The sequence below is a fragment of the Albidovulum sp. genome (assembly GCF_008933605.1).
Taxonomy (GTDB): Bacteria; Pseudomonadota; Alphaproteobacteria; order Rhodobacterales; family Rhodobacteraceae; genus Albidovulum.
Genome location: NZ_WBUS01000113.1, coordinates 1 through 10,302, shown reverse-complemented (window position 1 = coordinate 10,302; position 10,302 = coordinate 1). Strand labels below are relative to the sequence as shown.

13 protein-coding genes and 1 pseudogene are annotated in these 10,302 nt (G+C 68.8%); 6 read left to right on the top strand and 8 right to left on the bottom strand.

All coding sequences use genetic code 11. The features are described 5' to 3' along the window. Window positions 1-273, top strand: a pseudogene (locus F9K34_RS13770) (methyltransferase); the annotation flags it as partial. A gap of 117 nt (window positions 274-390) precedes the next feature. Then, the gene (locus F9K34_RS13765) at window positions 391-558 is read left to right on the top strand and encodes a YdcH family protein (protein WP_291337546.1); all 168 of its coding nucleotides are present in this window, start codon (window positions 391-393) and stop codon (window positions 556-558) included. Here F9K34_RS13765 and yddG read toward each other — a convergent pair. From yddG to F9K34_RS13745, 4 genes are all read right to left on the bottom strand, one after another. After that, on the bottom strand, window positions 545-1,438 hold the full coding sequence (gene yddG, locus F9K34_RS13760) for an aromatic amino acid exporter YddG (protein WP_291337545.1): 894 nt from the start codon (window positions 1,436-1,438) through the stop codon (window positions 545-547). The genes F9K34_RS13765 and yddG overlap by 14 nt on opposite strands. A gap of 197 nt (window positions 1,439-1,635) precedes the next feature. Next, the gene (gene phbB / locus F9K34_RS13755; RefSeq protein ID WP_291337544.1) at window positions 1,636-2,358 is read right to left on the bottom strand and encodes an acetoacetyl-CoA reductase; all 723 of its coding nucleotides are present in this window, start codon (window positions 2,356-2,358) and stop codon (window positions 1,636-1,638) included. Window positions 2,359-2,476: 118 nt separating this feature from the next. Beyond that, complete coding sequence (locus F9K34_RS13750) at window positions 2,477-3,652, bottom strand: acetyl-CoA C-acetyltransferase (RefSeq protein WP_291337543.1); 1,176 nt, start codon at window positions 3,650-3,652, stop codon at window positions 2,477-2,479. 212 nt (window positions 3,653-3,864) lie between these two features. After that, entirely contained in the window at window positions 3,865-4,704 is an 840-nt protein-coding gene (locus tag F9K34_RS13745) for an EAL domain-containing protein (RefSeq protein WP_291337542.1), read from the bottom strand. A gap of 99 nt (window positions 4,705-4,803) precedes the next feature. Between F9K34_RS13745 and F9K34_RS13740 the strand changes: the two genes are divergently transcribed. Then, on the top strand, window positions 4,804-5,379 hold the full coding sequence (locus F9K34_RS13740) for a DNA-3-methyladenine glycosylase I (protein WP_291337541.1): 576 nt from the start codon (window positions 4,804-4,806) through the stop codon (window positions 5,377-5,379). Window positions 5,380-5,430: 51 nt separating this feature from the next. On the opposite strand, the gene F9K34_RS13735 is transcribed toward F9K34_RS13740, so the two are convergent. Then, window positions 5,431-5,988, bottom strand: a complete 558-nt coding sequence (locus F9K34_RS13735; RefSeq protein WP_291337540.1) for a TlpA family protein disulfide reductase — start codon at window positions 5,986-5,988, stop codon at window positions 5,431-5,433. Between the two features lie 21 nt (window positions 5,989-6,009). Between F9K34_RS13735 and argH the strand changes: the two genes are divergently transcribed. Genes argH through F9K34_RS13720 form a run of 3 tightly spaced genes read left to right on the top strand, consistent with a single transcriptional unit; the run spans window position 6,010 to window position 7,687 of the window. Then, window positions 6,010-7,401, top strand: coding sequence for an argininosuccinate lyase (gene argH / locus F9K34_RS13730; RefSeq protein ID WP_291337539.1), 1,392 nt, complete (start codon window positions 6,010-6,012; stop codon window positions 7,399-7,401). Next, on the top strand, window positions 7,398-7,553 hold the full coding sequence (locus F9K34_RS13725; protein WP_291337538.1) for a hypothetical protein: 156 nt from the start codon (window positions 7,398-7,400) through the stop codon (window positions 7,551-7,553). Before argH ends, F9K34_RS13725 begins: the two co-directional genes overlap by 4 nt. After that, window positions 7,550-7,687: an argininosuccinate lyase gene (locus F9K34_RS13720; protein WP_291337537.1), complete on the top strand. Its 138-nt coding sequence runs from the start codon at window positions 7,550-7,552 to the stop codon at window positions 7,685-7,687. The genes F9K34_RS13725 and F9K34_RS13720 overlap by 4 nt, the downstream gene beginning before the upstream one ends. Window positions 7,688-7,707: 20 nt before the next feature. Here the strand turns inward: F9K34_RS13720 and F9K34_RS13715 are convergent, their stop codons facing one another. From F9K34_RS13715 to F9K34_RS13705, 3 genes are all read right to left on the bottom strand, one after another. Then, the gene (locus F9K34_RS13715) at window positions 7,708-8,844 is read right to left on the bottom strand and encodes an ABC transporter permease (RefSeq protein ID WP_291337536.1); all 1,137 of its coding nucleotides are present in this window, start codon (window positions 8,842-8,844) and stop codon (window positions 7,708-7,710) included. Further along, complete coding sequence (locus tag F9K34_RS13710; RefSeq protein ID WP_291337535.1) at window positions 8,841-9,767, bottom strand: ABC transporter ATP-binding protein; 927 nt, start codon at window positions 9,765-9,767, stop codon at window positions 8,841-8,843. The genes F9K34_RS13715 and F9K34_RS13710 overlap by 4 nt, the downstream gene beginning before the upstream one ends. Beyond that, window positions 9,764-10,302 (bottom strand): HlyD family efflux transporter periplasmic adaptor subunit (locus tag F9K34_RS13705; RefSeq protein ID WP_291337534.1); only part of this gene is annotated, 539 nt, incomplete at its 5' end. The genes F9K34_RS13705 and F9K34_RS13710, both read right to left, overlap by 4 nt.

Here is a 10,302-nt window from a genome sequence, read left to right as displayed (position 1 = left end):
CTGATCCAGTCGGCCGAACGCCTGCCGGAGATGCTCGTGGCGCTCGCCCCGCGCGCCGGCAGCGTGACCGTCCTGCCGGTCGCCCCCCGCACGGGCCGGCCGGCCGGCCGGGTCATCCTGACCGCACTCAAGGGCGGGCGCGGGGCGTTCCGGCTGCTGTCACCCTTCGTGCTTCACGAGGGCGTCGCGCATCTGCGCGACGGCGACGACTACAGCCCGGCCGCCCGCGCGGTCCTGCGCCATTGCGGCGCCATGGCGGGCCTTGCCGCTTAACGATCCGGCAAGGAGTCGCGCGGCATCCTGGCCCCACGCGGTGTGACATTCTTCCGCGTGACACGACTCATCGAATGTGGTGGGATTGTGACAGGTTTCACAGGAGAGGAGACGACGATGTCGCTGGGTTCGCACCTGCAGGAACTTCGCAAGAAGCACCAGGTCCTTTCGGAAGCCGTGGAAGAGGCGCAGCGCCATCCCGGCTACGACGATCTGGCCATCGCCGACATGAAGAAACAGAAACTCCGCATCAAGGAAGAGATCGCGCGCCTCAGCCAGGCGTGACCTTTCCATCCGGGCGGGCGGTCCGGCGACCTGCATAGGCGGCCAGCGCTGCGCCCGCGGTGGTGAGAACCGCGGCGAGGGCGAGCTTCAGGCTCGCCGTTGCCGAGCCTGCGATGACCAGCGCCAGCGTGGAAAGAAGCGGCGCGGCATAGGAGGCCGTGCCGAGCAGCTGGATATCGCCGCGCTTTACCCCGACATCCCAGGTGAAGAAGGCGAGGCCGACCGGGCCAAGCCCTAGCCCGAGCGTCGCCAGCCACCCCCCCGCGCCGGCGGGCCAGGCCGTCGCTTCAAGGGCGAAATGCGCCGGCACGGAAAGGACGGCCGTCATGAGGCAAAAGACCGTGACGGCAGCCGTCGGCACGGTGCCCATGCGCCGCGACAGGATCGAGTAGCCCGACCACGTCAGCGCACAGAGAACGGCCAGCCCGTAGCCCGGCAGCGCCTCCCTTTGCGGCCCGCCGATCCCGTCGGCAACAAGCAGGCCGGCCCCGGCAAAGGCGATCACCGCCCCGGCCACGTGTCCCGCCCCGAGCCGTTCGCCCGGCAGCAAGCCCGAGAGGAGCACGATGAGCAGCGGCCAGAGATAGGCGATGAGGCTCGCTTCGGCCGCAGGGGCAAGGCGCAGCGCCGAGAAGTAGAAGAGGTGATAGCCGAAGAGCCCCGCCGTACCGAAGGCGTAGACCTTCCACGACACGGCGCGAAGCTGGCCGAGCCCGCCCGTCGCCAGCGTCCAGACGAGCCCGACGAGGCCGCCCACCGCGAAGCAGATGGCATTGAGCTGCAAGGGCGGCACCGGCGCCGTCCGCACCGTCAAGAGCGCCAGCAGCGCCCACATCAGGACGGCGGTGAAGCCCACGCCCGTGGCGCGCGCGCGGTTCATCGTCCGCCACCGGCCAGGCCCGGCTGTGCCGTCGTGGCAGGAATTCGTTCGGTGCCGGTCGTACTGCGTTCCACTAGCGCCCCCTGTTCCGGCCGCGACACGCCGACATTTCGGTCGCCGCGTCAAGACCGCGCCGGACGGCCGAACGGAAAAGGGCCGGTCCTGCGACCGGCCCCTCCGTGGATGACCCGCCCGGGTCAGCCGAAGAACTGCGCGCCGTTCGCCGAGATGGTCGAGCCGTTGATGAACTGCGCATCATCGGCGGCGAGGAAGACCACGCAGCGTGCGATTTCTTCCGGTTCGCCCAACCGGCCAGTCGGGATCTGCGCAATGATCGATTCGCGCACCTTCTCGGGCACGGCCATCACCATCTCGGTGGCGATATAGCCGGGGCAGACGGCGTTGGCAGTGATCCCGGCACGGGCCCCTTCCTGTGCGAGGCTGCGCACGATGCCGATGTCGCCGGCCTTGGTGGCAGCGTAGTTCACCTGTGCGAACTGGCCCTTCTGGCCGTTCACCGACGAAATCACGATGACGCGGCCGAACTTGCGCTCGCGCATGCCGGGCCACACCGGGTGCACCGTGTTGAAGACGCCGGTCAGGTTGGTGTCGATGACCTGCTGCCATTGCTCCGGACTCATCTTGTGGAACGGCGCGTCACGGGTGATGCCGGCGTTGGCGACGACGACATCGATCGGGCCGAGGTCGGCTTCGACCTGCGCGATGCCTTTCGTCGAGGCAGCGTAGTCGGCCACGTTCCACTTGTAGGTCGGGATGCCGGTTTCCTTGGTGAAGGCCGCCGCGGCCTCGTCATTGCCGGCATAGTTGGCGGCAACCTTGTATCCGGCACCCTTCAACGCGGCGGAGATCGCCGCGCCGATGCCGCGGGATCCGCCGGTAACCAGTGCAACCCGTGCCATGATGATTCTCCTCTTCAGGTATGCTTTCGTATGCCGATGGAATTCTGTTATCGAAATGAAAAACCGGGCGCAACATTATTGCGTCCGGTTTTGTGCATTCGCAGAAAGATTGCGCGGATCAGGCCCGTTCTAGGCACATGGCAACGCCCATGCCGCCGCCGATGCAGAGCGTGGCGAGGCCCTTCCTCGCGCCCGACCGCTGCATCTCGAAGAGGAGCGTGTTGAGGATGCGCGCGCCCGAGGCGCCGATCGGGTGGCCGATGGCGATGGCGCCGCCGTTCACGTTCACCTTCGACGTGTCCCAGCCCATGTCCTTGTTCACCGCGCAGGCCTGTGCCGCAAAGGCCTCGTTCGCCTCGATCAGGTCGAGGTCGGCGGCCTTCCAGCCGGCCTTCTCCAGCGCCTTGCGGCTGGCATGGATCGGACCCACGCCCATGATCGCCGGGTCGACGCCCGCCGTGGCGTAGGAGGCGATCCGCGCCAGCGGCTTCAACCCGCGTTTGGCGGCGTCGGCCTCGGACATCAGGAGGACCGCCGCGGCGCCGTCGTTGATCCCGCTCGCGTTGCCGGCGGTCACCGTGCCCTCCTTCGAGAAGGCCGGCCTCAGCTTCTGCATGCTGTCGAGCGTCGCGCCGTGGCGGATGTACTCGTCGGCATCCACCACCACGTCGCCCTTGCGGGTCTTCACCGTGAAGGGGATGATCTCGTCCTTGAACTTTCCGGCCTTCTGCGCCGCCTCGGCCTTATTCTGGCTCGCGAGCGCGAACTGGTCCTGCATCTCGCGGCTGATCTGCCACCTTTCGGCGACGTTCTCGGCGGTCGTGCCCATGTGGTAGCCGTTGAAGGCATCCCACAGACCGTCCTTGATCATCGAGTCGATAAACTTCATGTCGCCCATCTTCTGGCCGGCCCGCAGGTGCGCGACGTGGGGCGAAAGCGACATGCTCTCCTGCCCGCCGGCACAGACGATCGCGGCATCGCCAAGCTGGATGTGCTGGGCGGCGAGGGCGACGGACCGGAGGCCCGAGCCGCAGACCTGGTTGATCGACCAGGCGGCGCTTTCCTGCGGAAGTCCGGCATTGATATGCGCCTGGCGGGCCGGGTTCTGGCCCTGACCGGCGGTCAGGACCTGGCCGAGGATCGTCTCGCTCACCTCCGCCTTGTCGATGCCCGCGCGGGCGACCACTGCCTCCAGCGCTGCCGCGCCCAGTTCGTGCGCCGGCGTGTTGGCAAAGGCGCCGTTGAAACTCCCGACCGCGGTGCGGGCGGCCGATACGATGACGACATTGGTCATGGGCTGTCCTCCTGAGGGCGCGCCGATGCGCACCGAACGCGCGCAAGGTGCCCGGACCGGGCCCTGCGCCGCCATGCAGCATGCGCATCGCTGCGGAAGCGTCAAGGACCCGTGAGTGGTCGCACCGCGGGCATGGACAGAATATCGCGCGGTTGCGAGCGGCGCACCGCGGCCGGGCGGCGGCGCCGGCGCGGGCGGTGCCGCGGCGGCCGTCAGGCCTGCATGCGGACTTGTGCCATCTGGCGGGGCGGCGTGGCGGTCGGAGCGCCGAAGTAGTAGCCCTGCATGCAGTCGATCCCGGCCTCGGTCAGCCAGGCCGCGTCGGCGGCGTTCTCGACCGATTCGGCGACCGTGAACATGTCGAACTGCCGGCCGATCGACAGAAGCGCGCTCGTCAGGCACTGGTTGTCGGGACTGGTTGCGATGCCGCGAATGAACTGGCCATCGATCTTCAGGATGTCGAAGTAGAACTCGCGCAGGTAGCGGAACGAGGTATGACCCGCCCCGAAGTCGTCGAGCGCGAAGGAGATGCCTTCTGCTTGAAGATCGGCCATGAACACGGTGACCGCATCGGGCATGACCATGGCAGAGCTTTCGGTGATCTCCAGGATCAGCCGCTCGGCGACAGTCGGGTCGGCCCTGATGCCGCGGCGGAGGAACTGCATCCAGCGCGGATAGGCGATGGAGCGGGCCGACATGTTGATGGCGAGCCGCAGGCCGGGATCGCTCCGCAGGGCCTTGAGCCCGAGGTCGAGCGACAGGCAGTCCACCGCGCGGCCAAGCTCCGTGGTCTCGATCGCGGTGATGAAGTCGCGCGCCGGGATGATCCGCCCGGACTCGTCGAGAAGACGGATGAGCCCCTCGTGGAACGCCACCCGGTCCTGGCGGGCGGCGGTGACGATCGGCTGGTAGGCCAGGAAGACCTCGCGCCTCATGACCGCACGGGACACCATGGCGATGGTGTCACGGTCGCGCAGGCCGAGCGCCGCGCTCAGGGGGCTGTCCTGTCCGGGTTTGCGCGCGCCCTTCCCGAACCTTCCTCCGTCTCGCATCGCCTTTCTCCTCGCAGTCGCCGCCGAGATTGGCCAGAAGGGAATAAGAAGTCGTAAACGCTTGCGACAAGGCGCGGGCATTTCCGGGGAGGGGCGCAGATGGGTGAACGCTGTGGCTGGTGCGGCACCGACCCGCTCTATGTCGCCTATCACGACAGCGAGTGGGGGGTGCCCGAACGCGACCCCCGCGCGCTGTGGGAAAAGCTCATCCTCGACGGCTTCCAGGCCGGGCTCGCCTGGATCACGATCCTCAGAAAGCGCGACAGCTTCCGCGCCGCCTTCGAAGGCTTCGAGCCGGCGGTGATCGCCCGCTGGGGCGAACCGGAGGTGGCGCGCCTCGTCGCCGACCCCGGCATCGTCCGATCCCGCGCCAAGATCGAGGCGACGATCGGCAACGCCCGCGCCTATCTCGCCATATCCGAACGCATTGGCTTTGATGATTTTCTCTGGCGGCACCTCGACGGCAAGCCGTTGCAGAACCGCTTCCGCGCGATGACCGAGGTGCCGGCCGAGACGCCGCTTTCCGCACGCATCGCCAGGGAGCTCAGGGCCGAGGGCTTCCGCTTCACCGGACCCACGATCGTCTATGCCTTCATGCAGGCCACCGGCATGGTCAACGATCACCTCGTCACCTGCCCCGCCCACGACCGCTGCGCGGCGTTGGCCCGAGCGTGAGGCCCGTCGGCGCCGAAATCCCCCTGGGCCGGTGCCGCCGGCCGAATCCCGCTAGTCGGCGGCCAGAAGCGCCGCCACGATCGCCCGCGCGCTCGCGCCGTCCCACTCCGCATCGCCGGTCATCCGCGCGATCTCGCGCCCCTCGGGGTCGAGGATGACCGTCACCGGCAGGCCGAGCACGCCCATCTCGCGCGCGAGCGCCTGCTCCTTGTCGAGATAGAGCGGCAGCGATTCCACCCCCGTCTCGTCGAAGAGCCGGATGATCGCGGGGATGGTGTTGCGGCCGGTCGCGATCGTGGCCACGGTGAACCGCTCGCCGCCGAACTCGCGGTTGAGCGCGTCGAGGGCAGGCAGTTCCTTGCGGCAGGGGGCGCACCAGGTGGCCCAGAAGTTGACCGCCACATATCTGCCCCTGAACTCCGAGAGCCTCCGTTCGTTGCCGCTGTCGTCGTAGAAGGCGGTATCAGGCGCGGTCACGGGTTCCTCGTGAACGACGAGCTTCAGCATGGAGCCTTCGCGCAGCGCCTCGAGCTCGGCCTTCCCCGGCGTGGCGGCGTTTGCACCGAGCGCGAGGCCCGTGTAGAGGACGGCGGTGAGAAGCAGACGCATGAAGCCTCCGGGGGCGCGACGATGACCGACAGAACCCAGAACGCGATGTGGGGTGGGCGCTTCGCCGCCGGGCCGGACGCGATCATGGAAGCGATCAACGCCTCGATCGGGTTCGACAGACGGCTCTATGCCCAGGACATCGCCGGGTCCCATGCCCATGCCGCGATGCTCGCCGCCACGGGCATCATCAGCGATAGCGATGCGGCGGCGATCCGGGAAGGCCTCCTCACGGTCTTGTCAGAGATCGAGGCCGGAAAGTTCGAATTCTCGACTGCGCTCGAGGACATCCACATGAACGTCGAGGCGCGGCTGAAGGAGATCATCGGCGAACCGGCCGGGCGGCTCCATACCGCGCGCAGTCGCAACGACCAGGTCGCGACCGACTTCCGGCTCTGGGTCCGCGACCAGGTGGATGCCGCGATCATCGGGCTGACGGCGCTCCAGCGCGCGCTCATCGCGCAGGCCGAGGCGGGGGCGGACTGGGTGATGCCCGGCTTCACCCACCTCCAGACCGCACAGCCGGTAACCTGGGGCCACCACGTGATGGCCTATGTCGAGATGTTCGGCCGCGACATCGGCCGGTTCGCCGATGCGCGCGCCCGGATGAACGAATGCCCTCTCGGCGCCGCCGCGCTTGCCGGCACCTCCTTCCCGATCGACCGGCAGATGACGGCGGAGGCGCTCGGCTTCGACCGGCCGATGGCCAATTCGCTCGACGCCGTCAGCGACCGAGACTTCGCGCTGGAATTCCTCTCGGCCAGCGCGATCTGCGCCGTCCACCTCAGCCGCTTCGCCGAGGAGCTGGTGATCTGGTCCTCGGCCCAGTTCCGCTTCGTCACGCTCTCGGACCGGTTCTCGACCGGCTCCTCGATCATGCCGCAGAAGAAGAACCCCGACGCGGCGGAACTCATCCGCGCCAAGATCGGCCGCATCCTCGGCGCGACGGTCGCGCTCTTCACGGTGATGAAGGGCCTGCCGCTCGCCTATTCCAAGGACATGCAGGAGGACAAGGAACAGGTCTTCGACGCCGCCGACACGCTGATGCTGGCACTGGCCGCGATGGAGGGCATGGTGCGCGACATGACCGCCAACCGCACCAATCTGGAACGCGCGGCCGCGTCGGGCTTCTCCACCGCGACCGATCTGGCCGACTGGCTCGTCCGCGCGCTGGGCTTACCCTTCCGCGAGGCGCACCACGTCACCGGCAGCCTCGTCGCCCTGGCCGAGAAGAAGGGCTGCGACCTGCCCGACCTGAGCCTGCCCGAGATGACTTCGGTGCATGCGGGCATCACGCAGGAGGTCTATTCCGTCCTCGGCGTACGGAATTCCGTGGGCTCGCGGCAAAGTTACGGCGGCACGGCGCCAGAGCAGGTGCGGGCCCAGATCGCCCGCTGGAGGGAGAGGCTCGGATGAGAGTCGCGGCGATCGTTGGGCTCTGTCTCCTGGTCGCGGGCTGTTCCCAGCCGCGCGGCCACGCGGCCTTGCGGCTGACGCCCGACGGCGTCAGGGTGACGCCATCGATCTCGACCTCGATTGCCGGCATCGGCGTTTCGGTGAGCCAATGACACGTTTGCTCCAGGCCCTCGGGCTTCTCGCGTTCCTCGCCTCCTGCGGCGCCGACGGTGCGCCTACGCCGCCCGCCGAATCGGGTCTGACGGTTTCCGGCCAGGTCAAGGTCGGGGTGAGCGGCAGTCTCTGATCGAGGTGGGGCGTGCCGGATCAGTCGAGGGTGCGGCGGAAGCGCAGGAGCGCAAGCGTCGCGAAGGCCACGACGAAGAGGACGAGCGCCGCCATCGGCTGCGCGATGCCGGCGTAGTCCGCGCCCTTCAGCATGACCGCGCGGATCAGGCGCAGGAAGTGGGTCAGGGGGAAGACCTCGCCCAGGACCTGCGCCCAGCCGGGCATGCCCCGGTAGGGGAACATGAAGCCGGAAAGCAGGAGCGAGGGAAGGAAGAAGAAGAAGGTGAGCTGCATCGCCTGCATCTGGGTGCGCGCCGCCGTTGAGATGAGGTAGCCGAGGATCACCAGCGCCGCGACGAACACGAAGACGCCGGCAAGGAGCAGCGGCAGCGCGCCGACGAAAGGCACGCCGAAGATGAGTTTCGCCGCGACGAGCACGACGACGACCTGCACCGCGCCGACCCCGAGATAGGGCAGGACCTTGCCGAGCATGATCTCCACCGGCGTCGCGGGCATCGAGAGGAGGTTCTCCATCGTGCCCCGCTCGATCTCGCGCGTCAGCGCCATCGAGGTCATCATCACCATGGTCATCTGGAGGATCACGCCGAGCAGGCCGGGGACGATGTTGTACTGGGTGATACCCTCGGGATTGTAGCGCTTGTGGACCGTCACCTGAAGCTGCGCGGCTGCGGCCGCGGCCGCCTCGGGCTCGGTGCCGCGCTCGCGCAGGAGCGCGTCGGCCGCCACCGTGCCGAGGGTGGAAATGGCGCCGGAGGCGACGGAGGGATCGGTGGCATCCGCCTCGATCAGGATTTCGGGCCGGTCGCCGCGTTCCACCCGCCGGCCGAAGTCCGAGGGAACCGTGACGACGAAGGAGACGTCGCCCCGCGTGATGAGCTGCTCGGCCTCGGCCGCCGAGGCCGCGGGATGGGTGAAGCGGTAATAGCCCGTCAGTTCCAGCGCCGAGACGATGGCGCGGGTGTAGCGGTCCTGCGTGGGCGCGACGAGCGCGGCGGGCAGACCCTTGGGGTCGGAGTTGATTGCGAAGCCGAAGAGCACGAGCTGGAGGAGCGGAATGCCGAGCATCATCGCGAAGGTGACGCGGTCGCGCCGCATCTGGATCACCTCCTTGGTGAGCATCGCGGCAAGCCGTCGGAAGGACAGGAGCCGGTTCATGCCCGCGTGTCCTCCGCGCTGCCCATGAGCTGGATGAACACGTCTTCGAGGCTCGTGTCGGTCGTCCTCATGCGGCAGCCGGTCACCTCGGCCACTTTCGTGGCCGAGGCCCGCAGGGCGGCGGCATCGCGGCCGACGACGTGCAGCGTGGTGCCGAAGGGCGCGACCTGCTCGACGCCCGGCGCGCCCTTCAGGAGCGCCGCGGCGCGCGCCGTGGCCGCGCCCTCGAGGACGAAGGTCGTCAGCCCCGCGTTCCGCACCACCTCGGCCACCGTGCCCTGTGCCACAAGGCGGCCGTAGGAGATGTAGTTGATCCGGTGGCAGCGCTCGGCCTCGTCCATGTAGTGGGTGGAGACGAGCACCGTCAGCCCGCCGGCGGCGAGCCGGTGGATCTCGTCCCAGAAATCGCGCCGGGCCTTGGGGTCCACCCCCGCCGTGGGCTCGTCGAGCATCAGGAGCTTCGGCTCGTGCATGATCGCCGCGGCAAGCGCGAGCCGCTGCTTCCATCCGCCGGAGAGCGCCCCTGCGAGCTGGTGCCGCCGCGACGTGAGCCCGAGGCCGGCGAGCGTGTCGGCCACATGGCGCCGGGCCGGGCGGAGCGCATAGAGCCCGGCGACGAAGGCGAGGTTCTCCTCGATCGTCAGGTCTTCGTAGAAGGAAAAGCGCTGGGTCATGTAGCCGACCTCGCGCTTGATCGCGCGCCCCTCCGTCAGGATGTCATGGCCGAGCACCCGGCCCTCTCCCGCGTCGGGGGTGAGCAGGCCGCACATCATGCGGATCGTCGTCGTCTTGCCCGACCCGTTCGGGCCGAGGAATCCGGCGATCTCGCCCTTCGCGACCGTGAGCGACACGTCATCGACGGCGCGCCGACCGTGGAAGCTCTTCACCAGCCCCCGGACCGCGATGGCGGGCTCCGCCGTCATCCGCCGGAACCCGGCAGCGAGACATCGACGATCTGCCCCGGCTTCAGCCCCGGCGCGTTCTCGGGCCGGGCCTCGATCAGGTAGACGAGCTTCTGGCGGTTCTCCAGCGAGTAGATTACCGGCGGAGTGAATTCGGGCGCATCGGAGACATAGGTGACGATGGCGCTCAATCCTTCGGCACAACCGTCGCAGCGGACGGCGAGCCGGCTTCCCTGCGTCACCGCGGCAACGCTGGTCTGGGGGACATAGAGGCGCAGCTTGACCGCGCCGTCGGGCAGGAGCGAGAGCACCGGGGCCGAGGGCCCCGCGAGTTCGCCTGCCGAGCGGATGACGTCCTCGATCGTGCCGGCGGAAGGCGCGGCCAGGCGGCGCTGATCCAGATTCCATTCCGCCTTCGCGCGGGCGGCCTTTGCCCCGGCGACCGCCGCTTCCGCGGCGGCGATCTCCTGCGGCCGCGCCGGCAGGCGGGCGACGGCGAGGCTCGCCTCCGCCTCGGCCACCCTGGCATGGGCGACGGTGGCGGCGGTGGCCGCGT